25 protein-coding genes are annotated in these 23,717 nt (G+C 70.4%); 9 read left to right on the forward strand and 16 right to left on the reverse strand.

Annotation, left to right across the window (positions count from 1 at the left end; translation table 11 throughout):
- Positions 1–9 precede the first annotated feature (9 nt).
- Positions 10–1,509 carry an asparagine synthase (glutamine-hydrolyzing) gene (gene asnB, locus ACHAAC_RS06985; protein ID WP_435715337.1) on the forward strand — a complete coding sequence of 500 codons (1,500 nt, stop codon included), beginning with the start codon at positions 10–12 and terminating at the stop codon, positions 1,507–1,509.
- Positions 1,506–2,765, forward strand: coding sequence for an amidase (locus tag ACHAAC_RS06990; RefSeq protein ID WP_435715338.1), 1,260 nt, complete (start codon positions 1,506–1,508; stop codon positions 2,763–2,765). The genes asnB and ACHAAC_RS06990 overlap by 4 nt, the downstream gene beginning before the upstream one ends.
- An 11-nt stretch (positions 2,766–2,776) precedes the next feature.
- Here ACHAAC_RS06990 and ACHAAC_RS06995 read toward each other — a convergent pair whose 3' ends face one another.
- Both ACHAAC_RS06995 and ACHAAC_RS07000 read right to left on the reverse strand, forming a co-directional pair.
- A complete protein-coding gene (locus ACHAAC_RS06995; protein WP_435715339.1) occupies positions 2,777–2,923 on the reverse strand; it encodes a hypothetical protein in 147 nt (48 codons plus the stop codon).
- A complete protein-coding gene (locus ACHAAC_RS07000) occupies positions 2,920–3,984 on the reverse strand; it encodes a DUF222 domain-containing protein (RefSeq protein WP_435715340.1) in 1,065 nt (354 codons plus the stop codon). The genes ACHAAC_RS06995 and ACHAAC_RS07000 overlap by 4 nt, the downstream gene beginning before the upstream one ends.
- A gap of 114 nt (positions 3,985–4,098) precedes the next feature.
- Here ACHAAC_RS07000 and ACHAAC_RS07005 point away from each other — a divergent pair, with 114 nt between their 5' ends.
- Positions 4,099–4,485: a VOC family protein gene (locus tag ACHAAC_RS07005; RefSeq protein ID WP_435715341.1), complete on the forward strand. Its 387-nt coding sequence runs from the start codon at positions 4,099–4,101 to the stop codon at positions 4,483–4,485.
- Between the two features lie 15 nt (positions 4,486–4,500).
- On the opposite strand, the gene ACHAAC_RS07010 is transcribed toward ACHAAC_RS07005, so the two are convergent.
- The 9 genes from ACHAAC_RS07010 to ACHAAC_RS07050 form a co-directional block, all read right to left on the reverse strand.
- Positions 4,501–6,099, reverse strand: coding sequence for an ABC-F family ATP-binding cassette domain-containing protein (locus ACHAAC_RS07010; RefSeq protein ID WP_435715342.1), 1,599 nt, complete (start codon positions 6,097–6,099; stop codon positions 4,501–4,503).
- A 225-nt stretch (positions 6,100–6,324) separates the two neighbouring features.
- The gene (locus ACHAAC_RS07015; RefSeq protein ID WP_435715343.1) at positions 6,325–6,696 is read right to left on the reverse strand and encodes a metal-sulfur cluster assembly factor; all 372 of its coding nucleotides are present in this window, start codon (positions 6,694–6,696) and stop codon (positions 6,325–6,327) included.
- A complete protein-coding gene (sufU, locus tag ACHAAC_RS07020; RefSeq protein WP_435715523.1) occupies positions 6,693–7,172 on the reverse strand; it encodes a Fe-S cluster assembly sulfur transfer protein SufU in 480 nt (159 codons plus the stop codon). The genes ACHAAC_RS07015 and sufU overlap by 4 nt, the downstream gene beginning before the upstream one ends.
- A gap of 11 nt (positions 7,173–7,183) precedes the next feature.
- Complete coding sequence (locus tag ACHAAC_RS07025; protein ID WP_435715344.1) at positions 7,184–8,467, reverse strand: cysteine desulfurase; 1,284 nt, start codon at positions 8,465–8,467, stop codon at positions 7,184–7,186.
- A gap of 2 nt (positions 8,468–8,469) precedes the next feature.
- Positions 8,470–9,234 carry a Fe-S cluster assembly ATPase SufC gene (gene sufC / locus ACHAAC_RS07030; RefSeq protein WP_435715345.1) on the reverse strand — a complete coding sequence of 255 codons (765 nt, stop codon included), beginning with the start codon at positions 9,232–9,234 and terminating at the stop codon, positions 8,470–8,472.
- Between the two features lie 32 nt (positions 9,235–9,266).
- Positions 9,267–9,584, reverse strand: coding sequence for a non-heme iron oxygenase ferredoxin subunit (locus ACHAAC_RS07035; protein WP_435715346.1), 318 nt, complete (start codon positions 9,582–9,584; stop codon positions 9,267–9,269).
- Positions 9,581–10,792: a Fe-S cluster assembly protein SufD gene (sufD, locus tag ACHAAC_RS07040; RefSeq protein ID WP_435715347.1), complete on the reverse strand. Its 1,212-nt coding sequence runs from the start codon at positions 10,790–10,792 to the stop codon at positions 9,581–9,583. Before sufD ends, ACHAAC_RS07035 begins: the two co-directional genes overlap by 4 nt.
- Positions 10,789–12,213, reverse strand: a complete 1,425-nt coding sequence (gene sufB, locus ACHAAC_RS07045; RefSeq protein WP_435715348.1) for a Fe-S cluster assembly protein SufB — start codon at positions 12,211–12,213, stop codon at positions 10,789–10,791. The genes sufD and sufB overlap by 4 nt, the downstream gene beginning before the upstream one ends.
- Positions 12,210–12,905, reverse strand: a complete 696-nt coding sequence (locus tag ACHAAC_RS07050; protein WP_435715524.1) for a helix-turn-helix transcriptional regulator — start codon at positions 12,903–12,905, stop codon at positions 12,210–12,212. The genes sufB and ACHAAC_RS07050 overlap by 4 nt, the downstream gene beginning before the upstream one ends.
- 121 nt (positions 12,906–13,026) lie before the next feature.
- On the opposite strand from ACHAAC_RS07050, the gene ACHAAC_RS07055 reads away from it, so the two are divergent.
- Positions 13,027–14,124 (forward strand): DNA polymerase domain-containing protein, encoded by a 1,098-nt coding sequence (locus ACHAAC_RS07055; RefSeq protein ID WP_435715349.1) that lies wholly within the window; start codon positions 13,027–13,029, stop codon positions 14,122–14,124.
- A 10-nt stretch (positions 14,125–14,134) separates the two neighbouring features.
- Positions 14,135–14,923, forward strand: a complete 789-nt coding sequence (locus ACHAAC_RS07060; protein ID WP_435715350.1) for a GTP pyrophosphokinase — start codon at positions 14,135–14,137, stop codon at positions 14,921–14,923.
- 7 nt (positions 14,924–14,930) lie between these two features.
- On the opposite strand, the gene ACHAAC_RS07065 is transcribed toward ACHAAC_RS07060, so the two are convergent.
- Both ACHAAC_RS07065 and ACHAAC_RS07070 read right to left on the reverse strand, forming a co-directional pair.
- Positions 14,931–15,509, reverse strand: a complete 579-nt coding sequence (locus tag ACHAAC_RS07065; RefSeq protein ID WP_435715351.1) for a YdeI/OmpD-associated family protein — start codon at positions 15,507–15,509, stop codon at positions 14,931–14,933.
- The gene (locus ACHAAC_RS07070; protein ID WP_435715352.1) at positions 15,506–16,606 is read right to left on the reverse strand and encodes an ATP-dependent DNA ligase; all 1,101 of its coding nucleotides are present in this window, start codon (positions 16,604–16,606) and stop codon (positions 15,506–15,508) included. Before ACHAAC_RS07070 ends, ACHAAC_RS07065 begins: the two co-directional genes overlap by 4 nt.
- 84 nt (positions 16,607–16,690) lie before the next feature.
- On the opposite strand from ACHAAC_RS07070, the gene ACHAAC_RS07075 reads away from it, so the two are divergent.
- Genes ACHAAC_RS07075 through ACHAAC_RS07085 form a run of 3 tightly spaced genes read left to right on the forward strand, consistent with a single transcriptional unit; the run spans position 16,691 to position 19,331 of the window.
- Positions 16,691–17,611, forward strand: coding sequence for an ABC transporter ATP-binding protein (locus ACHAAC_RS07075; RefSeq protein WP_435715353.1), 921 nt, complete (start codon positions 16,691–16,693; stop codon positions 17,609–17,611).
- A gap of 41 nt (positions 17,612–17,652) precedes the next feature.
- Positions 17,653–18,426, forward strand: coding sequence for an ABC transporter permease (locus tag ACHAAC_RS07080; protein ID WP_435715354.1), 774 nt, complete (start codon positions 17,653–17,655; stop codon positions 18,424–18,426).
- Positions 18,417–19,331: a COX15/CtaA family protein gene (locus ACHAAC_RS07085; RefSeq protein WP_435715355.1), complete on the forward strand. Its 915-nt coding sequence runs from the start codon at positions 18,417–18,419 to the stop codon at positions 19,329–19,331. The genes ACHAAC_RS07080 and ACHAAC_RS07085 overlap by 10 nt, the downstream gene beginning before the upstream one ends.
- Before the next feature lie 303 nt (positions 19,332–19,634).
- Here the strand turns inward: ACHAAC_RS07085 and ACHAAC_RS07090 are convergent, their stop codons facing one another.
- The 3 genes from ACHAAC_RS07090 to ACHAAC_RS07100 are packed head-to-tail and all read right to left on the reverse strand — an operon-like array spanning position 19,635 to position 21,348.
- The gene (locus tag ACHAAC_RS07090) at positions 19,635–20,105 is read right to left on the reverse strand and encodes an N-acetyltransferase family protein (RefSeq protein WP_435715356.1); all 471 of its coding nucleotides are present in this window, start codon (positions 20,103–20,105) and stop codon (positions 19,635–19,637) included.
- 5 nt (positions 20,106–20,110) lie between these two features.
- Positions 20,111–20,470, reverse strand: coding sequence for a hypothetical protein (locus tag ACHAAC_RS07095; RefSeq protein WP_435715357.1), 360 nt, complete (start codon positions 20,468–20,470; stop codon positions 20,111–20,113).
- The gene (locus tag ACHAAC_RS07100) at positions 20,467–21,348 is read right to left on the reverse strand and encodes a heme o synthase (RefSeq protein ID WP_435715525.1); all 882 of its coding nucleotides are present in this window, start codon (positions 21,346–21,348) and stop codon (positions 20,467–20,469) included. Before ACHAAC_RS07100 ends, ACHAAC_RS07095 begins: the two co-directional genes overlap by 4 nt.
- 166 nt (positions 21,349–21,514) lie before the next feature.
- Here ACHAAC_RS07100 and tkt point away from each other — a divergent pair, with 166 nt between their 5' ends.
- On the forward strand, positions 21,515–23,707 hold the full coding sequence (gene tkt / locus ACHAAC_RS07105) for a transketolase (RefSeq protein ID WP_435715358.1): 2,193 nt from the start codon (positions 21,515–21,517) through the stop codon (positions 23,705–23,707).
- Positions 23,708–23,717 lie beyond the last annotated feature (10 nt).

A 23,717-nucleotide genomic window follows, 5' to 3' on the forward strand; every position in this document is an offset into this window, starting at 1 on the left:
CTCGACACGATGTGCGGAGTCGTCGCGATCCATGCCCCGTCCGGATCGACCGAGGAGGTCGGTCGGGTCGGTCGAGCCATGCTCGAGCGGATCCGGCACCGCGGGCCGGACGGTCTCGGTGAGCGGCAGGTGGGTGGCACCTGGCTGGGCCACGTCAGGCTGTCGATCGTGGACCTCGATGGCGGCGACCAGCCGCTGGGACCGGTGCAGGGCCACTGGGCCGTGGTGAACGGCGAGATCTACAACCATCGCGATCTGCGCCGGACGGGCCTGGAGCCCAGGACGGACTCCGACAGCGAGGCCGCCCTCGACGCCGTCGTCGCCGGGGACCTGCAGGCGCTCGCCGCACTACGAGGCATGTACGCCTTCGTCGTCGCGCACGAGGACGGCAGGATCGTCGCGGTCAGGGACCCCCTGGGCGTGAAGCCGCTCTACTGGGCCCGCACCGACGACGCGACGCTGTTCGCCTCGGAGCTGGTGGCCTTCGAGCCGGCGGTGCGCCCCCTCGTCGAGGAGTTTCCGCCCGGGCACCGCTGGACCCCCGAGGAGGGCCTGGTGCGGTTCCGTGAGCTGCACGTCACCGGGGAGCCCGTCGGGGACCGGGGTGAAGCGCGGGTGGCGATCCGCGAGACCCTGATGACCGCTGTCCGCCACCGGATGATGGCCGACGTGCCCGTCGGCGTCTTCCTGTCCGGAGGGCTGGACTCCAGCCTGGTGGCGGCCGTCATGGCCTCCTTCGCCCACGACGTCCCCGGGCCGATCCACTCCTTCGCCGCTGGCACCGAGGGCAGCTCGGACCTCGTGGCTGCCCGGCGCGTGGCCGAGCACCTCGGGCTCGAGCACCACGAGCGCGTCTACGACGCCGACGAGGTCGTCGAGGTGCTGCCGCGGGTCGTCGCGTCCATCGAGTCCTACGAGCCGTCCCTGGTGCGCAGCGCCGTGCCGAACTTCCTCCTGGCCGAGACGACGGCACCTGTCGTGAAGGTAGTGCTCACCGGGGAGGGTGCCGACGAGCTCTTCGCCGGGTATGCCCACTACCGCGACATCGAGACGGCCGGTGACCTGCACGAGGAGCTCCTGCGCGGCATCTCCGGCCTGCATCACCTGAACCTGCAGCGCTGCGACCGGGTGACGATGGCCCACGGCCTGGAGGCCCGGGTCCCGTTCCTGGACCGGGACCTGGTGGACCTCGCTGGCCGCATCCCCATCGAGTGGCGGCTACCGGGCGATCACGGGCAGGAGAAGGCACTGCTGCGCGAGGCGTTCACCGGATGGCTGCCGGAGGACCTGCTGTGGCGGCCCAAGGAACAGTTCGGTGATGGCAGTGGTACCGCCGACGTGATGAGCCGGCAGGCCGCCATCCTGGTCCCCGAGGACTCGTGGGCCGACGAGCGCGTGGCCGGGCTGCCTGCACCGCGCAGCCGGGAGGAGCTGGCCTATCAGCGGATGTTCGCCCAGCAGCTGGCCGGGATCGACGCACGCGTCCTCGGCCGCTTCGCCACCGCGTGAGCGCGTCGCGGCTGGAGCGGGTCCTCGCTCTCGTCGCCGAGCACGACGACCGGCTCGGTGCCTTCGTGCACGTCGATGCGGACGGGGCTCGAGCACAGGTCGCCACGGCGCCTCCGGGGCCACTCGCGGGGCGCCTCGTGGCGGTCAAGGACAACATCGCCGTCCGAGGGGCGCCGTGGTCGTGCGGCTCCGCTGCACGCATGCACCTCGGCCCGGCCGGCCACGATGCCGAGGTGGTTCGGCGGGTCCGGGCCGCCGGTGGTGTCATCGTCGGCACGACCAACCTGGACGAGTTCGCGATGGGGGCGTCGACGGAGAGCTCGGCCTTCGGCCCCACCCGCAACCCGTGGGACCAGACGCGGACGGCCGGTGGGTCCAGTGGTGGGTCGGCCGCTGCGGTGGCCGCCTACGACCTGCTGGGGGTGGGGACGGACACCGGCGGGTCCATCCGTGAGCCGGCCGCGTTCTGCGGCGTCGTCGGGGTGGCGCCCTCCCCCGGCACCGTCCCGACCGACGGGGTCGTCGACTTCGCGCCGACGCTCGACCGAGTCGGGCCGATGGGGCCCGACGTGCAGAGCACCGCGATCCTGCACGACGTCCTGGCCGGATCGACGTCGATGCTGGCAGCCGCCCGGCGCGGTGCTGCGAGTCCTGACCTGGCCGGCCGCCGGATCGCCAGGCTGACGCCGATGTCCGGCGACCGGAACGATCCCGGCGTGCTGCTCCGGTTCGAGGAGGCGGTCGAGGCCCTGCGCACGTTGGGCGCGGAGGTGGTGGACGTGACGATCCCCCGCTTCGGCGACCTGCTCGACGTCTACCTGGCCCTGACGTCCGTCGAGGCTCTGCCGATCCTGCAGGCGCACGAGAACGCCGCTCTGGGTGCGGAGGCCCACAGCCGCCTGGAGATCGGTCGCCGGCTCCAAGGCAGTCCCGAGCTGACCGAGGCACTGGCCCTGCGCGAGCACATCGCGGCCGACGCCCGAGCGGTGCTGGCACATTCCCACGTCATGATCAGTCCGACCGTCCCGCTGGTCGCACCACGGCTGGGTCGCCGCGGCATGGACGACCCACTGGCCAGACCCCGGACGGACTGGTGGACGGTCGAGGCCAACCTGGCCCGACTGCCCGCGATGTCCCTTCCCTGCGGCCTCAGCGAGGGGCTCCCGGTGGGGTTGCAGCTCATGGCATCTCCGGGCTCGGACGCTCGCCTCTATCGGGTCGCCGCGACGCTGGAGACCATGCTGACCCAGCACTGACGACGCCAGCCTCATCGCGTCGGGTGATCGATGACCGTCATGGCGAGCCGGTGCTCGGCGGGTGAGGCCTCGACTGGTCTGATCTGGTGCTCCGGGGTGCCTGCGGGGACGGCCTGGCCGGAGGGCAGGACCCACTGCAGGACCTGGTGTCCCTTCATGGCGTGGTGACGTCTGCACAGTGCCCAGATGTTCGATGCGTTGGTGGCCCGCTGGGCCAGGGTTCTCGATGATCCAGATCGCAGCGTTCAGCCGGCACACGACAGCCCGGGGCACGACATACGCCGTCCCTGAACTGGATCGCCTTGGTGAGGAGCTCGGGAGCGAAGCGTCCGATGTATTGGTGGGCAAGGATGTCCTCGCTGATCGGGTTGATGAGGATCCGATGCCAGAACGCGGTCCCGGTGAGGGCTTCGTCGAGGATCCAGGAGGCGGGGACGGCCCAGGACCCGTCGGAGCTGGCGGCGAAGCCGTCCTTGGGTCCGGTGAGGACGTCGGCCTCGATGGTCACGGCGATGTCCGAGACCAGTGTGGTCTCGGTCGACTCTGAGGTGGTGGTCCAGGAGGCGAGGAGGTCGGCCATCCGCTGCGGCTTGGTGCGGGGGTCATCACTGCCGAGGGCCTTGGCCTCACGCACCAGGCGCCTCTCGATGGCCGCGGCCACGTGGCTGGGCAGGTAGGCGTTGATCCAGGCCATCGAGTCCTCCACATGCACGACCTCCACGTGCCGGTCCTCGCGGGCCTTCTCGGCACCCTCGCGCTGCAGGTCCTCCTCCACGCGCAGGATGAAGCGCTTCAACCAGGCCCGCAGCTCGGTCACCGTGTGCGAGGACGCGTAGGCGATGACCGACTGGTCCAGCCGCATCCACGACTCAGCCCGTTCCAGACGATCCAACGCCGAGGAGATCTCCCGTACTCGGGCGGCATCGATCCGGCCCGCCTGAAAGGCCAGCCACGCGTGCGGTGCCCGTTCACGGACCCGGTCTGCGACCGCGAGCCGGGCATGAACCTGGGCCTCGGACAAGCTCAAGGCTTGCGCGATCTCGAGGCTGATCCCGGCTCGCTCGGCCAGCCGCCGCAACGGCGACTCCAGCGCATCGATACGAACCATCTCGGCCTCGCGGAAGGCGAGCATTGCCTGCCACTCCGTCGCCTCGACCTGCGCACGCATCCGCCCGAGCTCGGTCAACCGGGCACTCGACGGGGCCTGCGTGATGTCCATGAATCCAACATACATTCGACCACTGACAGTTCCAGGACGCCATGTGCAGGAAGATCCCCGAGCGCCCCCACGGTGAGGGAGGCCCGTCGCCCCCCATCAGGCACACTCGACCGTGTGGAGGTCTTGAGCAGCCGAGTCCTGTTGCGTTCGACGGATCCCGCGCGCAGCCGACAGTTCTACGGCGACGTGCTTGGGCTCGCCGTCCACCGCGAGTTCGGTGACCCGGACGACCCCGGTGTGGTGTTCTTCATCGGTGGTGGCCTGCTGGAGGTCTCGAGCCGTTCGGCCGCGGCCGGTGTCCAGATCACCTCGCTGTGGCTCCAGGTGCGTGACGTCGCCGCTGAGCACTCCCGGCTCGCCGATGCAGGGGTGCCGGTGCTCCGAGAGCCGAGACAGGAGCCGTGGGGCCTCATCGAGTGCTGGATCGAGGATCCCGACGGGATCCGCATCGTCCTCGTCCAGGTGCCGCAGGACCATCCCCTCAGGCGCGACCAGCGGTAGCCGAGCGCAGCGGACTCAGGCCAAGCTGATGAGGTCCGCGTAGGTGTCCGACCAGAGGTCCTCGTCGCCGTCGGGCAGCAGCAGGACGCGGTCCGGCTCCAGCGCCGTCACAGCGCCCTCGTCGTGCGAGACCAGGACGATGGCGCCCTCGTAGGTACGGATCGCCCGGAGCACCTCCTCGCGGGAGGCGGGGTCGAGGTTGTTGGTGGGCTCATCGAGCAGCAGGACGTTGGCGCTGGAGACGATCAGGCTCGCCAGGGCGAGCCTGGTCTTCTCGCCACCGGACAGCACCTCGGCCGGCTTCTGCGCGTCGTCGCCGCTGAAGAGGAACGATCCGAGCACGCTGCGCGCCTGGGTGTCGGTGAGCTGCGGTGCCGCGGTCTGCATGTTCTGCAGCACCGTTCGGGAGGTGTCCAGCGTCTCGTGCTCCTGCGCGAAGTAGCCGACCTTGAGGCCATGGCCCGGCTGGATCTCGCCGGTGTCTGCCTCCAACGCACCAGCGAGGATGCGCAGCAGGGTGGTCTTTCCAGCGCCGTTGAGACCCAGCACGACCACGCGGCTGCCCTTGTCGATGGCCAGGTCCACGTCGGTGAAGATCTCCAGCGAGCCGTAGGACTTGGACAACCCCTCGGCCATGAGCGGCGTCTTGCCGCAGGGCGCCGGCTTGGGGAAGGCGATGTGCGCCACCTTGTCGTTCGCCCGCTCACCCTCCAGCCCGGAGACGAGCTGCTCGGCGCGACGCAGCATCTGCTGGGCCGTCGCCGCCTTCGAGGCCTTGGCACGGAACTTGTTGGCCTGGGTGATGAGGTGGTCGGCCTTCTTCTCCGCGAGCGCTCGCTCGCGCTTGCGCCGGTGCTCGTCGGCCTCACGCTGCTTGAGGTAGGAGCTCCACCCCATGTTGTAGATGTCGATCGTGGCCCGGTTGGCGTCGAGGTAGAAGACCTTGTTGACGGTCTCCTCGATCAGCTCCACGTCGTGGCTGATGACCACGAGGCCACCGGAGAAGCTCCTCAGGAAACCACGCAGCCACACCACGGAGTCGGCGTCCAGGTGGTTCGTCGGCTCGTCGAGCAGAAGCGTGTCGGCATCGGAGAACAGGATCCGGGCCAGCTCGATCCGCCGACGCTGTCCGCCGGAGAGGGTCGAGAGGGGCTGGCCCAGCACGCGGTCCGGCAGGCCCAGACTGACTGCGATGGTGGCCGCTTCGGACTCGGCCGCGTACCCGCCGCCGGCCCCGAAAGCGGCATCGGCGCGGGTGTAGGCGCGCATGGCCTTCTCGGCGATCTCCGGATCGGGCGAGCCCATGTCGAGCTCGGCCTTGCGCATCGCGGTGAGCGCCTCGTCGAGCCCGCGGGCCCCGAGGATCCGGTCGCGCGCCGTCATCGACAGGTCACCCGTCTTGGGGTCCTGCGGGAGGTAGCCGATCGTGCCCGAGGACGTGATCGAACCCTCCGACGGCTGGCCGTCCCCGGAGAGCATGCGCGTCAGGGTGGTCTTCCCGGCACCGTTGCGGCCGACGAGACCGACCTTGTCGCCCTTGTCGACGCGGAAGGAGACGTCGGACATGAGGACGCGGGCGCCGAAGCGCAGCGTCACGTTGCTGACGGTGATCATGGAGAACTTTCCGATGGTGGGAACAGGTCGATGCGGCGCTCGGGCACACGGCCGAGCAGCGACGTCACTCGATCTGCGGGAAGCTCACCGGATCAGTCTAGGTGACGGCCGGCGATGAGCCGAGTGGGTGAGACGAGAGGCACAGGACGGCGCGCCCGAGCGAGCGCCGGACGACTCCCCGTTGACCAGCGCTCGCTCCGAGCTCGCCTCGGTCGAGCCGAGGTACTAGCCGACGTTGAAGCCGAGGGCGCGCAGCATCTCGCGGCCGTCGTCGGTGATCTTGTCCGGGCCCCACGGCGGCATCCAGACCCACTCGATCCGGAAGTCGTTGACGAGGCCGTCGAGCGCCTGGCGCGTCTGGTCCTCGATGACGTCGGTGAGCGGGCAGGCGGCTGACGTGAGGGTCATCGACAGCACGGTGTTGCTGTGCTCGTCGACGTCGACACCGTAGACGAGGCCGAGGTCGACGACGTTGATGCCGAGCTCGGGGTCGACGACGTCCTTCATCGCCTCCCAGATGTCCTCGCCGGAGGTGGCGCCCGACGGTGCGGTGACCTCGGGCAGGTCGGAGTGGTCGGTCTGCACGTTCTCGGTCATGGTGCCTCCTGGGTCTGGTCGGACGGGGCGGTCTGGGTCTGCGCGGCGAGCGCCTGGGACGTGGCGTCCTTGAACGCCATCCAGGACAGCAGCGCGCACTTGATACGGGCAGGGAACTGCGCAACGCCGGCGAAGGCGATCGCGTCCTCCAGGACGTCCTCGTCGGGCTCGACCTTGCCGCGTCCCTGCATGAGCTCGGTGAAGGCGTCCAGCACGGCGAACGCCTCCTCGACCTCCTTGCCCTCGACGAGGTCGAACATCACCGAGGTCGACGCCTGGCTGATCGAGCAGCCCTCGGCGTCGTAGGACACGTCGGTCACGGTGTTGCCATCGAGGTGCACGCGCAACGTGATCTCGTCACCGCACGTGGGGTTGACGTGATGGGACTCGGCCTCGAAGGGCTCCCTGAGCCCAGCACCGTGCGGACGCTTGTAGTGGTCGAGGATGATCTCCTGGTAGAGCGCATCGACGTTCATGGCCTGGCTCATCAGCGGCTCCCGAAGTACTGCTGCGTGTACAGGATCGCCTCCACGAGGGCGTCGATCTCCTGCTCCGTCGTGTAGAGGTAGAACGACGCGCGGGTGGTCGACTGCACGCCGAAACGACGATGGGCCGGCTTGGCACAGTGGTGCCCGGCCCGGACGGCGACGCCACGGGCGTCGAGCAGCTGCGCGACGTCGTGGGGGTGCACGTCGTCGAGCGTGAAGCTGATCGCTCCCCCTCGCAGCACCGGCTCGGTCGGGCCGACGACGGTCAGCCCGTCGACCTCCTGCATCCGGGCCAAGGCGTACGCGGTGATCTGCTGCTCGTGCGCGGCGACGTTGTCCATGCCGAGGCCCGAGAGGTACCGCGCGGCAGCGCCCAGCCCGACGGCTTGCGCGATCGGCGGGGTACCCGCCTCGAAGCGCGAGGGTGGGGCCGCGAACGTGGAGCGTTCCATCGTGACCGTCTCGATCATCTCGCCGCCGCCGAGGAAGGGCGGCAGCTCGGCCAGCAGGTCGTACCGCCCCCACAGCACGCCGATGCCGGTGGGCCCGACCATCTTGTGGCCGGTGAACGCGACGAAGTCGGCCCCGAGGGCGGCGACGTCGACCGGGAGCTGGGGCACCGCCTGGGAGGCGTCGACCACCACGAGCGCGCCGGCCTCGTGCGCCCGGCGGATCACCGCGTCGAGCGGATTGATGGTGCCCAGCATGTTGGAGACCCACGTGAGCGAGACGACCTTGGTGCGCTCGGTGATGAGCTGCTCCACCTCGCCGAGGTCGAGGCGGCCCTCGTCGGTGATGCCGAACCAGCGCAGGGTGGCGCCGGTGCGCTCGGTGAGCAGCTGCCACGGCACGATGTTGGAGTGGTGCTCCATCTCGCTGATGACGACCTCGTCACCGGCGCCGACCGTGCCGGCGTCGCCCAGGACACGAGCCACGAGGTTGAGCGCCTCGGAGGCGTTCTTGGTGAACACGACCTCCTCGCGCCGCGGGGCGCCGATGAAGGACGCCACCTCCGTGCGGGCGTCCTCGAACGCCTCGGAGGCCTCTGCGCCCAGCTGGTGCATCGCGCGAGCGACGTTGGCGTTGTGCGCCAGGTAGTGCTGCTCGATCGCCTCGACGACCTGGCGAGGCTTCTGCGACGTGTTGGCGCTGTCGAGGTAGACGAGCGGGAGGTCGCCGGCCAGACGCCGCTGCAGGATCGGGAAGTCCTCCCGGATCCTGTCGACGTCGTAGCCCGCGGCCTGCCCGGTGGGAGCGCCGTCCTGAGCCTGTCGAAGGGTCATGCTCAGGCCTGGACCGCTGCCCGCGTGTACTTGTCGTAGCCCTCGGCCTCGAGCTGGTCGGCCAGCTCACGACCGCCGGACTCAGCCAGGCGGCCGGCGACGAAGACGTGCACGTAGTCGGGCTTGATGTACTGCAGGATGCGCGTGTAGTGCGTGATCAGCAGGACGCCGCGGTCGCCCTGCTCGCTGTAGCGGTTGACGCCGTCGGAGACGACGCGCAGGGCGTCGATGTCCAGGCCGGAGTCGGTCTCGTCGAGGATGGCGAACCGGGGGTTGAGCAGCTCGAGCTGGGCGACCTCGTGACGCTTCTTCTCGCCACCGGAGAACCCCTCGTTCACGCTGCGCTGCGCGAACTCCTTGTCCATGTTGAGCCGCTCCATGACCTGGTTGACGTCCTTGACCCACGTGCGGAGCTTGGGCGCCTCGCCGTCGATCGCCGTCTTGGCCGAGCGCAAGAAGTTCGAGACGGAGACGCCGGGAACCTCCACGGGGTACTGCATGGCCAGGAAGAGGCCGGCACGAGCGCGCTCGTCGACGCTGAGCTCGAGGATGTCCTCACCGTCGAGCGTCACCGAGCCGCTGGTGATCGTGTACTTGGGGTGACCCGCGATGGAGTACGCGAGGGTCGACTTGCCCGAGCCGTTGGGGCCCATGATGGCGTGCACCTCGCCCGAGCGGACGGTCAGGTTGACGCCGCGCAGGATCTCCTTGGGGCCGTCCTCGGTCTCGACCGAGGCGTGCAGGTCCTTGATGTCCAGGGTGGTCATGTTTCAGCTCCTGTGCTGTCAGACAGCGTTGGTCAGTTGGGGGTGGAGAGGTCGACCATGACGTCGGCGCCCTCGATGCTGGTGCGGTAGGTGGGAACGGGCTCGGTGGCCGGGAGGTTGAGTGCCTTGCCGCTGCGGACGTCGAAGCGCGAGCCGTGCAGCCAGCACTCGATCTCGCAACCCTCCACCTCGCCCTCGGAGAGCGGGATGGCGGCGTGCGAGCACTCGTCGCGGATCGCGAAGACCTCGTCGCCGGAGCGCACGAGCGCGAGCTCCGTGCCGTCCACCTCGACGGCGAGGACGCCGCCTTCGGGGACGTCGGCGAGGGCGGCCGCACGAACGGACGTCATGCCAGACGTCCCACGTTCTCGGCCAGCTCGTCCTCGATGGCGCTGACGAGGCGCTCCTGCAGCTCGGGGACACCGATCCGGCGGATGATGTCGTTGAAGAACCCGTGCACGACGAGGCGGCGTGCCTCGTCCTCGGGGATTCCCCGGCTCTGCAGGTAGAACAGGTGCTGGTCGTCGAAACGCCCGGTGGTGCTGGCGTGGCCGGCGCCGGCGATCTCGCCGGTCTCGATCTCCAGGTTGGGCACCGAGTCGGCCTTGGCACCGTCGGTCAGGACGAGGTTGTCGTTCTGCTCGAAGGTGTCGATGCCTTCCGCGACCTTGCGGATGAGCACGTTGCCGATCCAGACCGTGTGCGCGTCCTGACCCTGCAGCGCGCCCTTGTAGAGGACGTTGCTCTTGGTCCGGGGCGCGGTGTGGTCGATGAACTGGCGGTGCTCGATGTGCTGGCCGGCGTCGGCGAAGTAGACGCCGTAGACGTCGGCCGAGCCACCGGGGCCGGCGTAGTCGACGTTGACGCTGGTGCGGACGAGGTCGCCACCGAGGCTGATCTCGAACAGGCGCACTGTGGCGTCGCGGCCGACCCGCAGGTTGTACTGGCCGGCGTGGACGGCGTCGTCCTCCCAGTCGTTGACGGTCACCAGGTCCAGCTGGGCACCGTCCCCGACGATCACCGGGGAGAACACGTCGTACGTGGCGCTGCCGGCGTGGTCCAGCACGACCTTGGCCTTGGCGTGGGTGCCGACCCGGATGACGACGTGGCTCCAGACCGTGGTGTCGGCCGAGTCACCGGTGAGCCGCACGAGGACGGGCTCGTCGAGCTCGGTGTTCGCCGGCACGTCGATCAGGACGGCGCTGCCGGCGTTGGCCGCAGCGAGTGCTCCGAGCCGATCGAACGGCGCGGAGACGGCGAGGGCCTGCGCCTCGGCGGTGCTGATGGTCGTCAGCGTCACGCCCTCGGGCAGCGTCTGCTCCCAGCGCAGCGCGGCGTCCGACGGTGCACCGTCCAGCAGCCCACGCAGGCGCTTGAGCGGCGTGAACCGCCAGATCTCCTCCATGCCCGTGGGCACGGGGTGCGCCTCGACGTCGTAGGACGGCTCGGGGTGCAGATGAGATTCGACGTGCTCCAGGGCAGCCGCAGCGTTCTCGCTCGCAGCACCGGTGGTGTCGTGGATTGCCTCTCGGGTACCGAGATCGGTCGACGCGGTCATCCGACCGCCCCCTCCATCTGCAGCTCGATGAGGCGGTTCAGCTCCAGCGCGTACTCCATCGGCAGCTCACGGGCGATCGGCTCGACGAAGCCGCGGACGATCATCGCCATGGCCTCGTCCTCCTCCATGCCACGAGACATGAAGTAGAAGAGCTGATCGTCGCTGATCTTGGAGACCGTGGCCTCGTGACCGAGAGTCACGTCGTCCTCGCGGACGTCGACGTAGGGGTAGGTGTCGGACCTGCTGACCTGGTCCACCAGCAAGGCGTCGCACTTGACCGTGCTCGCCGAGCCGTGGGCACCGTCGAGGACCTGCAGGAGGCCTCGGTAGGAGGTCCGTCCACCGCCACGCGCCACGGACTTGCTCAGGATCGAGCTGGACGTGTTCGGTGCGGCGTGCACCATCTTGGCGCCGGCATCCTGGTGCTGACCCTCACCGGCGAAGGCGATGGACAGCGTCTCGCCACGGGCCTGCTCGCCCATGAGGTAGACGGCCGGGTACTTCATGGTGACCTTGGAGCCGATGTTGCCGTCGACCCACTCCATCGTGGCGCCGGCCTCGCACGTGGCCCGCTTGGTCACGAGGTTGTAGACGTTGTTCGACCAGTTCTGGATCGTCGTGTAGCGCACGCGGGCGCCCTTCTTCACGATGATCTCCACGACGGCGGAGTGCAGGGAGTCGCTGGAGTAGATGGGCGCCGTGCAGCCCTCGACGTAGTGGACGTAGGAGTCCTCGTCGGCGATGATCAGCGTCCGCTCGAACTGGCCCATGTTCTCGGTGTTGATCCGGAAGTAGGCCTGCAGCGGGATGTCCACGTGGACGCCCTTGGGCACGTAGATGAACGAGCCGCCGGACCAGACCGCGGAGTTGAGCGCGGAGAACTTGTTGTCGCCGACGGGGATGACCGTCGCGAAGTACTCCTCGAACAGCTCCGGGTGCTCCTTGAGCGCCGTGTCGGTGTCCAGGAACAGGACGCCCTGCTCCTCCAGGTCCTCACGGATCGAGTGGTAGACGACCTCGGACTCGTACTGCGCGGCGACGCCGGAGACCAGGCGCTGCTTCTCGGCCTCGGGGATGCCGAGCCGGTCGTAGGTGTTCTTGATGTCCTCGGGCAGGTCCTCCCAGGACTGGGCCTGCTTCTCGGTGGACCGCACGAAGTACTTGATGTTGTCGAAGTCGATGCCGCCGAGGTCGGAGCCCCAGACGGGCATCGGCTTGCGGCCGAAGAGCTTGAGGCCCTTGAGTCGCTGGTCGAGCATCCACTGCGGCTCGTCCTTGAGGCCGGAGATGTTGCGGACGACGTCCTCGGAGAGGCCGCGCTGGACGTTGGCGCCCTTGTCGTCGGCGTCGGACCAGCCGAACTCGTAGCGGCCGACGTCCTTGAGACCCGGGTTGAGGTCCTCGATCGAGTTGGTGGTCATGGAGACACCCTCTCTGTGTGGAGTGCGTTGGTGGACTGGGTGGACTGGGTTGGTCGTGCGGCGGGGAGGTGCGTCGTGCACACACCGTCGCCGTGGGCGATGGTGGCAAGTCGTTGGACGTGGGTGTCGAGCAGCTCGGCGAACATCTCGGTCTCGGCCTCGCAGAGCTGCGGGAACTCACCGGCGACGTGCGCCACGGGGCAGTGGTGCTGGCAGATCTGCTCACCGGCGGGTGTCGACCCGACCGACGCGGCATAGCCGTCGGCGCTGAGCGCCTCGGCCAGGGCTCCGGGGCGATCGGCCGGGTCCGCCTGCTCGACGAGCGAGCGGTACCGACCGGCGAACTCGCGCATCCGGCGCCGGGCAAAGGCCGCCACCGCCTCGTCTCCCCCGCTCTCGCGCAGGAAGCGCAGGGCGTCGGCTGCGAGGTCGTCGTACGCGTGGGCGAAGGTGTCGCGTCCGGCGTCGGTGATCATGAATACCTTGGCGGGTCGGCCGCGACCACGACCGGCGAGAGCGCGCGGCTCGCGCTGCCTGACGACGCCGTCGGCGAGCAGCTGCTCCAGGTGTCGTCTGACGGCTGCGGCGGTCAGGCCGAGACCCTCGGCCAGGGCGGCCGCAGTGGAGGGCCCGTGCTCCAGGATGGACGTCGCGACGCGCTCGCGCGTGGGTGCGTCGTCGGTCACGGACATCACCTCCTGCGGCGGGCTCATGTATTTCACAACATCAGTGTGCCGTTATTGATTCCGACCGTTCAACGAAGGTGAGCCTCAGTGACGCCTCGAGGTGTCACTGAGGTCCTAGGGTGGGCCCATGGCGAAAGCGGCAGCGGTGGAGGTCGATGCCGGCGGGCGGGCGGTCCGGGTCTCCAGCCCTGACCGGGTCATCTTCCCTGCCGGCCCCCACGGCCCGGAGGTGACGAAGCTCCAGGTCGTCGAGTACTACGTGGCCGTCACCGACGGCATCGAGCGGGCGCTGCGGGACCGCCCCACCTCCCTGGAGCGCTGGCCGAAGGGAGTCCTGCCCGGCATGGAGCTGACCGCTCGCGACGCCACACCGCGTCATGGAGGGGGACGTGGTCCGCAAGGGGACGCGTTCTACCAGAAGCGACTCATGCGCGGCATGCCCGACTGGGCGCGCTCGGTGCGGGTGCACTTTCCGTCCGGCCGCACGGCCGACGAGCTGTGCCCGGACCACGTGGCGGTGGCGGCGTGGGCGGCCCAGATGGGCACCATCACCTTCCACCCCTGGCCGGTGCGCCGCGGCGACGTCGACCGGCCCGACGAGCTGCGCATCGATCTCGACCCGCATGGCGCCACGAACTTCGGCGACGCGGTGCGGTCGGCCGGAGCCGTCCGGGAGCTGCTGTCCGACGTCGGCATCCGTGGCTTCCCCAAGACGAGCGGCAAGGGCGGCATCCACGTCTACGTCCGCATCGCGCCCCGCTGGACCTTCACCGACGTCCGACACGCCGCCATCGCCCTCGGCCGCGAGCTGGAGCGACGCACCGCCGGCGTCACGACGGCATGGTGGAAGGAAGAACGCGGGGACAACGTCTTCGTCGACTTCAACCAGAACGCCCGGGACCGCACGATCGCCTCGGCCTACAGCCTGAGACCCAAGCCCGGCGCCCCGGTCTCGATGCCACTGGCCTGGGACGACCTGGCCGGTGTCACCGACCCGATGGCCTACACGCTGCACACCGTGCCGGACCTGCTGGCCGAGCGCGGTGACGCTCATGGCGAGATCGACGACGTGCAGCACGACCTCACGCCGCTGCTCGACTGGTACCGCCGCGACCTCGAGTCCGGCCTGACTGACATGCCCTATCCGCCGGAGTACCCGAAGATGCCGGGCGAGCCCAGACGGGTCCAGCCGAGCAAGGCCCGGGCTCAGCCCGAGCCCACGTAGGGTGGTCGCCGTGGAGCCTCACCACGCACCGCTTCCCGATCTCGCCGACGACGACTCAGTCATCCGGATCGGCGACCTGCGCACCTTGCGGCACGACTTCACCCGCTTCATGATGCGCCACCGCTTCGGGATGGAGGAGGTCGTCACCAAGCTGACGATCCTGCGCGACGAGTTCGCGCTCCTGCACCAGACCAACCCGATCGAGCACGTCGCCTCACGGCTCAAGTCGCCCGACAGCCTCGCCGAGAAGATGCAGCGCAAGGGCACGCAGCCCACGTTCGCCTCCATGCGCGAGACGATCACCGACATCGCCGGGGTCCGGGTCACGTGCAGCTTCGTCTCCGACGTCCACCGGGTCTTCGAGCTGCTCACGGGTCAGTCCGATCTCAAGGTCATCGACGTCCGCGACTACATCGCCACGCCCAAGCAGAACGGCTACCGCAGCCTGCACACGCTGATCGAGGTGCCCGTCTACCTCTCCGACGGCACCGTGCCAGTGACAGTCGAGGTGCAGCTCCGCACCATCGCGATGGACTTCTGGGCCAGCCTGGAGCACAAGATCCACTACAAGTACCGGGGCCTGGTGCCCGACGACCTGCAGGCGCGGCTCCGCGAGGCCGCGGACGCGGCTCATGCGCTCGACACGCGCATGGAGGCCCTGCACGACGAGGTCAAGCACCTGGGCGAGGACGGCGTGGAGTCCCTGACCGAGGAGATCCGTGGCGAGCTCGTCACCGGCGACGAGCTGGTGCCGACCCAGGCCCTCATCGAGCAGCTTCGACGCCTCGCCGGAGACTGACTGCGGGTCAGCGGTCGGGGCGCTCACCGTTCGCGCACTGCCGCACGATGCGGTCCACGCGCGAGCGCCGGGTCACGTCCCGCTTGGCCAGGGCGACCTGCGAGAGGGCGTACTTGCGCGCGCTGGGGGGCAGGGCGTCCCAGAACTCGCCGGCGTCGGGCTCGGCGGCCAGGGCGTCGGAAAGCTCGGGCGGCACGACACCTGCCTCCGGTCCGTCCAGGACCGTCCAGGAGCCGTTGGCCCGGGCGGCTTCCACGGCGGCCAGGCCCGGCGGCTGCATCCGATCCTGCGCCACGAGCTGTTCCAGCCTGGCCTTGTTGGTGGCCGCCCACCCGCTGCGGGCGCGTCGCGGGCTGAACCAGATGAGGCTCGCCGGGCCGTCACGACGCGTCTGGCCATCGATCCAACCCCAGCAGAGCGCCTCCAGCACGGCGTTCTCGTAGGAGTGGGCGTCCTCCCCCTCCGCCCGTCGGTCGTCGAGGCGCACCCAGACGCCGGTGCCGCGCGTGTGGTGCCGCGCGAGCCAGGCGGCCCACTCCCCTCGTGAGGCGGGCTCGAGTCGCTCCGCGGTGTCGCGCGCGCTCATCCGTCGAGCACCTCGGCGAGGTCGTAGCGGACGACCTCCTCGAGCTGCGCGTAGGTGCAGGACGTGGGCTCGCGGTCCGGCCGCCACCGCTTGAACTGGGCGGTGTGACGGAACCGGGCGCCGTCGCCCGCGCCCTCCATGTGCTCGTACCCAACCTCCACCACGCGCTCGGGGCGCAGCGGGACGAAGGAGAGGTCCTTGGTGCCGGACCAGCGGCTCTGGCCACCGGGCAGCCGCCCTTCGGCCTGGGCCTGCTCGTCCTGCCAGGCCCCCCAGGGGTGGTCGCCGGAGGACACCTGCAGAGGCTCGAGCTCGGCAACCAGCTCCGCCCGGCGGCTCGCGCTGAACGAGGCGCAGACCCCGACGTGCTGGAGCCGGCCGTCGTCGGCGTACAGGCCCAGCAGCATCGACCCGAGCAGCGGCTCCTCGGGCGTGGACGTCTTGTGCAGTCTGTACCCCGCGACGACGACGTCGGCGGTCCGCGCGTGCTTGACCTTGAGCATCGTGCGGCCGTTCGGAGCGTAGGGAGCGTCCAGCCGCTTGGCCACCACGCCGTCCAGGCCCGCACCCTCGAACTGGTGGAACCACTGCTCGGCCTGCGCGGCGTCGGACGTGGTCCGGGTGAGGTGGACGGGTGCGTGGGCGTGGGCCAGCGCCTGCTCGAGGGCGGCGCGACGCTCGGCGAGGGGGCGGTCCAGGTAGGACTCCTCGCCGAGGGCGAGCAGGTCGAAGACCACCAGGCTGGCCGGAGTCTGCTCCGCCAGCAGCGTCACACGCGAGGCGGCCGGGTGAATACGCTGGGAGAGGGTGTCGAAGTCCAGCCGGTCGCCGACGACCGTCACGATCTCCGCGTCGACGACGCACCGCTCGGGCAGCTGCTCGCGCACCGCGGCCTCGACGTCGGGAAAGTAGCGCCCGAGCTCCTTGGTGGAGCGGCTGGCGATGACCACCTCCTCGCCGTCGCGGAAGACGATGGCGCGGAAGCCGTCCCACTTGGGCTCGTAGACCAGGCCGCCGGGCACGGAGTCCGCTGCCGGCACGCCCTTGACGGACTTGGCGAGCATCGGCCGCAGGGGCGGCATGACGGGCAGGTCCATGTCCGAAGCGTAGTGCTGCGCACGGACATCGCGGTGAGGTCGACCTGAGCAGTGCGCGCAGGGTGTGGTCCCTAGACTGTCGGGGTGAACCAGCCGGCCGTGGAGGTGCGTGACCTCGTCATGCGCTACGGCGGCGTGACGGCCGTCGACGGGCTCTCCCTCGACGTGCCGGCCGGCACCATCACCGCGATCCTGGGGCCGAACGGCGCCGGCAAGACCACGACGGTCGAGACGTGCGAAGGCTTCCGGCCGGTCCAGGCCGGCACGGTCCGCGTGCTCGGCCTCGATCCCCGTGCGGACGCGACGACCCTGCGACCTCAGGTCGGCGTCATGTTGCAGTCCGGTGGCGCCTGGACCGGTGTCCGGGCCGGAGAGATGCTGCGGCACATGGCCTCCCTGCACGCCCACCCGCTCGACGTCGACCTCCTGGTCGAGCGCCTCGGCCTCGGCTCCTGCGGCCGGACGCCCTACCGACGGCTCTCCGGCGGCCAGCAGCAACGCCTCGGTCTCGCCATGGCCGTCGTCGGCCGCCCTGCGCTGGTCTTCCTCGACGAGCCCACCGCGGGCCTGGACCCTCAGGCCAGGCGCGCCACGTGGGACCTGCTCGACGAGCTGCGTGCCAGTGGGGTCACCGTCGTGCTGACCACCCACTTCATGGACGAGGCCGAGGCACTCAGCGACCTCGTCCACATCGTCGACGCCGGACGGGTCATCGCCTCGGGCACCCCCGCCCAGCTGGCCGAGGCCGGGGCCCAGGGCACGATCCGGTTCTCGGCACGCCCCGGGCTCGACGTCGGCGGTCTCATGCAGGCACTGCCCGACGGCACCAAGGCCGACGAGGCCGAGCCCGGTCGGTACGTCGTCACCGGCGACGTCGACCCCGCCCTGCTGGCGACGGTGACCGCCTGGTGTGCCGCCGAGAGCGTCCTGGCGGAGTCCGTGCTGGTGGAGCGCCAGACCCTGGAGGACCGCTTCCTCGACCTCACCGGACGGAGGTTGCGATGAGCCCAGACTCGATGAGCCCAGACTCGATGAGCCCAAGCTCGATGAGCCCAGACCTCTCGCCCCGCCCCGGCGCCGCACCGACGACCACGATGGTGCGGTCACAGGCCCTCATGGAGCTGCGCCTGCTGAGCCGCAACGGCGAGCAGGTGCTGCTGACGCTCGTCATCCCGCTGCTGCTGCTGCTGGCCGCCACGCGAGCGGGTGACGTGGTCGACCTCGGGCCCGGACGGACGATCGACATCGCCACGCCGGGGGTGCTGGCGCTCGCAGTGCTCTCGACGTCGTTCACATCCCTGGCCATCGCCACCGGCTTCGAGCGCCGCTACGGGGTCCTCAAGCGCCTCGGCGCCTCGCCGCTCCCCCGGTGGGGGCTGCTGGCCGGGAAGGTCCTCGCGATCCTCGTCCTGGAGGTCGTGCAGCTCACGGTCCTCGTGGTCGTGGCACTCGCGATCGGCTGGCAGCCCGGGGGTGGGCTCGCTGCCTTCGCGTGGTTGCTCCTGCTCGCCCTGCTCGGGACCGCGGCCTTCGGCGCACTCGGGCTGCTCATCGCCGGGACCCTGCGCGCCGAGGCCACGCTCGCCGTCGCCAACCTCGTGTACGTCCTGCTGCTGGTCGGCGGTGGGCTGCTCGTTCCTCTCGAGCGACACCCCGACGCCCTGGCGGACGTCCTGCGCCTGCTGCCGTCCGGTGCGCTGGGCGACGGTCTGCGCACCGCGTTCGACACCGGAGCCCCGGGCCTGCTCCCCGTCGTGGTGCTGACCGCCTGGGCGGCCGTGGCGACCGCGCTGACCGCGAGGACCTTCCGATGGGAGTGATGGCGTCGGTGACCGCACCCTCGCGCCGGCACGTCGTGGCCTGGGCGTGGGCGTCCGTCGTCGCGAACACCGTCATCGTCCTCACAGGTGGGATGGTGCGTCTGACGGCGTCCGGGCTGGGCTGCCCGACGTGGCCGCGGTGCACCGACGAGTCCTTCGTCCCCCACGGCGAGCTCGGACTGCACGGCGTCATCGAGTTCGGCAACCGACTCCTCACCTACGTCCTCGTGGCCGTCGCGATCGCGACCTTGGTGGCGGTCTGGCGCTGGAGCGAGGGCCGCGCCCTGCGTCCGTTGGCCGTGCTTCTCGCGGCCGGGATCCCGTTCCAGGCCGTCATCGGCGGCGTCACCGTGCTGACGAACCTCAACCCCTGGATCGTCTCGCTGCACCTGATCCTCTCGATGGGACTGATCGCCGGCTCCACCGTCCTGCTCCTGCGGGTGCGTGGGCACGAGAGCGTGGGGCCGGTCGGCGCGCGAGGCGCGCTCGTCGTCGCCGTCTACGGCCTGCTGTGGGTCGCCGTCTACCTCGGCACGGTCGTGACCGGCAGCGGTCCACACGCCGGCGACCTCGGCGCCCCACGCAACGGCCTGGACCCACAGACGTGGAGCCACGTCCACGCGACCAGCGTCTACGCGCTCGTCGCGCTGACCGTCGTCGCGTGCGTGCTGCTGCGCGGTACACCCGCCTTCGGGCCCGTGGTCGTCCTGCTCGTCGCCGAGCTCGCCCAGGGCCTCATCGGCGTCGTGCAGTACCTCACCGACCTGCCGATCGCGCTCGTGGCGGCCCATCTCGTGGGAGCGGGAGTGCTCGTGGCACTGGGAACGCGTCTGCTCCTCGTGGCCGCGACCCGCCCGGTGCCGGCCGATCACGGCGCCCGGCCGCGGGACGACGCCCGGGTCTAGCCCTCCGAGCCGGCCCAGGGGCTGGTCGCCTGCAGGACGGCGTCCCACCCGGTGACCTCGGCCAGGGCCAACGACGACGCGCAGTCGCCTGCGTAGACGATGCTGCCGCCCACGCGCTCGAGGTGCGGTCCGATCTCGCGCGCGTAGGCCTCCTAGGAGGACCGGCCGTCTGGGCGGAAGCGCAGCAGGTTCAGCATCACGACGTCACCGCCCTCGTCCTCGGCGAGGTAGCGCTTCAGGTCCTGTCCGGTGGGATCAACGGGCATGGTGCTTCCTGGTGACGGTGCTGCGGACGAGGCGACGCTACCGTGCGGGTCGCTCGCCGGGCCGCACCATGGCGAGGCAGCCCTCCTCGTCGACGGGCGTCCCGACGAGCCGGAAGCCGCACCGCTCGTACGCCTCGACGGCACCGACGTTGTCAGCCATGACGCGCAGTCGTACGTCGGCGCCCCCGGCCTGGCCGAGCACGGCCTCGACGAGACGGCGGCCGACTCCGAGCCGACGTGCCTCCCGTGCGACCCACATCGACGCGAGCACGAGGCCCGGCCCGCCGCCCGGAGAAGGGTCCGCAGCCACCATGCCGACCGGCACACCGGAACGGTGCGCCACGAAGCAGGCACGGGCGGCGGCGATGCGGCCGCTCCAGCGGGCCTCGACGTCGTCCGCGCCCGTCCAGAGAGCCGTCGACGCGGCGAAGGCTCCCGGATCCTCGTGCAGCGCGCGCCGGCGCAGTGCTCGCCACGTGAGCCACTCCTCGGGCTCGAGGCGGTGCACCGCGATCATCGTGCGGGGCGAAGCCGGTCCGTCGGGTTGGGCAGCTCCACCCGGTCGCCGATGTCACGCGGTGCTCCCACCACCAGGGCGAAGTCCGCGTTGGCCACCACCACGCGTTCAGGATCGACCTCGACCACGACCACCCGCTGCTCGGATCCGTCGTCGTGCCGCAGGAGCCACGGCTCAGCCAGGTAGGACAGGCCGACCGCCTCCAGCTCCTGCTCGGCCGCGAACCTGTCCGACGGCTCGGCGAGCGGCGTCCCCACGAGGGTGACCGGGACGACCTGCTCGCCGTCAGGGACCAGGTAGCCGACGAGCTCCATGTCCTCAAGACGGTGGTAGGGCTCCCAGTGCCCGGGGATCATCCGATGAAGGGGTCGGCCGCCGCGGCGACGAAGAGCAGCGCGAGGTAGGCGTTGGAGAGGTGGAAGAGCCGCATCGGCTTGATCACCGACAGCTCCTCGGAGTCTCTGGCCCGCGAGCGGAGGTCATAGGCCTCGACGAGGAAGATGATGCCGAGCAGGATCGCCGTCGCCGGGTAGAACCAGCCCGTCTGGGCCACCGGCCACAGCAGCAGCGACGTGGCGACCATCACCCAGCTGTAGGCGACGATCTGCCGGGCCACGTCCGCCGACGGCGCCACCGAGGGGAGCATCGGCACGTCGGCCGCGGAGTAGTCCTCCCGGTAGCGCATCGCGAGTGACCAGAAGTGCGGAGGCGTCCAGAAGAACACCACGAGGAACAGCACGACCGGTGCCCAGGCCAGCTCGTTCGTCACGGCCGTCCAGCCGATGAGCGCCGGGAAGCAGCCGGCCGCGCCTCCCCAGACGATGTTCTGTGAGGTCCGCCGCTTGAGGATCATCGAGTAGCCGACGACGTAGAACACGTTGGCGGCGAGCGCGAGCCACGCGGAGAGCCAGTTCACGAAGGCGCCGAGCCACACCGTCGAGACGACGCCCAGAACGAGCCCGAAGACCAGGGCCGAGGTGGTGGAGACCCGGTGGCGCGGCAGCGGCCGACGCGCCGTTCGACGCATCTTGGTGTCGATGTCGGCGTCCACCACGCAGTTCAGCGCGTTCGCGCTGCCGGCCGAGAGAGTCCCGCCGACCACGGTGGCGACGACCAGCCACAGCGGCGGCACGTCCCGCGCGGCCAGGAACATCACCGGGACCGTCGTCAGAAGCAGCAGCTCGATGATGCGCGGCTTCATGAGGGCGACGTACGCGCCGACGACGTCGACGATCGCGGGACGCGACGAGCCTGTCGTCGACTCGTGCGTCCTCTGGGGGGACGTCGCGGCGGGGACGTCGTCACGCAGGGCACTCACGTGGTGGAGTCTAGTCGCACGCGAGTAGGGTCGAGACGACGGCATCACCACCCGCACCCCACTCGATCAGGAGCACGACATCGTGACCTCATCTTCCGCCGCACTCGACTGGAACGAGCTGGACGCGAAGGCGGTGGACACCGTCCGCCTGCTCGCCGCGGACGCCGTGGAGAAGGTCGGCAACGGCCATCCCGGCACCGCGATGAGCCTCGCGCCGGCGGCGTACATGATCTACCAGAAGCTCATGCGGCACGACCCCAGCGACCCGGACTGGATCGGTCGGGACCGCTTCGTCCTGTCCTGCGGCCACTCCAGCCTCACGCAGTACATCCAGCTCTACCTCGCCGGGTACCCGATGTCGCTGGACGACCTCAAGAGCCTGCGCACGTGGGGCAGCCAGACCCCCGGTCACCCGGAGTACAAGCACACCCCCGGGGTCGAGGTCACCACCGGCCCGCTCGGCCAGGGCGTCGCGAACGCCGTCGGCATGGCCATGGCGGCCCGCCGTGAGCGCGGCCTGCTCGACCCCGACACCCCGGCCGGCGAGAGCCCGTTCGACCACTCGGTCTACGTCATCGCCTCCGACGGTGACATGCAGGAAGGGGTCTCGGCCGAGGCGTCCTCCCTCGCCGGCCACCAGCAGCTCGGCAACCTCACGGTGCTCTACGACGACAACGAGATCTCCATCGAGGACGACACCGACGTGGCGTTCAGCGAGGACGTCGCAGCCCGCTACGCCGCGTACGGCTGGCACGTGCAGGAGGTCGACTGGACCCAGGGCGGCACCGAGTACCGCGAGGACGTCCACGCCCTGTGGGAGGCCTTCCAGGCTGCCGCGGCCGTCACCGACCGCCCCAGCTTCATCCGCCTTCGCACCATCATCGCCTGGCCCGCCCCGTCCGCGCAGGACACCGGGGCATCGCACGGCTCCGCACTGGGAGCCGACGAGATCCGTGCGACCAAGGAGCTCCTGGGCTTCGACCCGGAGCAGACCTTCGAGGTCGCCGACGAGGTCATCGCCCACACCGAGGGGGCCCGTGAGCGCGGCGCCGACGCCCGGGCCGCGTGGCAGGAGCGGTTCGATGCCTGGGCCCAGGCCGACCCCGACGCCGCCGCCCTGCTGCAGCGCCTGCGCTCCCACGCGCTGCCCGAGGGTTGGGAGAAGGTTCTCCCGGTCTTCGAGGCCAGCGAGAAGGGCGTCGCCACCCGCAAGGCCTCCGGCGAGGTGCTCACGGCCATCGCTCCCGAGCTCCCAGAGCTGTGGGGCGGCTCGGCCGACCTCGCCGGGTCCAACAACACCACGCCCGACGGCGAGCCGTCGTTCCTGCCGCCCGAACGCTCCACCGAGAAGTTCCAGGGCGGCTGGTACGGCCGGGTGCTGCACTTCGGCATCCGCGAGCACGCCATGGGCGCGATCATGAACGGGATGGTCCAGCACGGGCTGACCCGGCCCTACGGCGGCACCTTCCTGGTCTTCAGCGACTACATGCGACCTGCCGTGCGCCTCGCCGCGCTGCAGGCGCTGCCGGTGACCTACGTGTGGACGCACGACTCCATCGGACTCGGCGAGGACGGCCCCACCCACCAACCGATCGAGCACCTGGCGGCGTTGCGGGCCATCCCCGGCCTGGACGTCGTCCGTCCTGCCGACGCGAACGAGACGGTCGAGGCCTGGCGCACCCTGATCGGTCTGGACGACCGGCCCGTGGCGCTGGCCCTGAGCCGGCAGAACCTGCCGACCTTCCCGCGCGGCGAGGTCGACGGCCAGGCGTGGGGCGAGGCCTCGGGGACCGCTCGCGGCGCGTACGTCCTGCTCGACGGCTCTGCCGATGGGGAGGGGGGCGAGCCCGACGTGGTGCTCGTGGCCACCGGCTCCGAGGTGCAGATCGCGGTCGAGGCCCGCACCGAGCTGGCCGAGCAGGGCATTGCCGCCCGGGTCGTGTCCATGCCCTCGCGCGAGTGGTTCGAGCAGCAGGACTCCGGGTACAGGGACAGCGTGCTCCCGCCCGCAGTCCGTGCCCGCGTCGCCGTCGAGGCCGGCGTCTCGTTCGGATGGCGCGACGTGGTCGGCGACGCCGGCCGCATCGTGAGCATCGAGCACTACGGCGCCTCGGCCGACTACTCCACCCTCTACGAGAAGTTCGGCCTGACCACCGAGTCCGTGGTGGCGGCGGCGAAGGACTCCCTGGAGGCGGCCGGTCAGACCGGCGGCGTCCCGTTCTTCGCACGGCCGAGCGGACCGGTCACCCCGGGCGACAATCCCGACGCCCCCTGAGGCCCGCACG

This window comes from Aeromicrobium sp. CF4.19, assembly GCF_051262555.1.
Taxonomy (GTDB): domain Bacteria; phylum Actinomycetota; class Actinomycetes; order Propionibacteriales; family Nocardioidaceae; genus Aeromicrobium.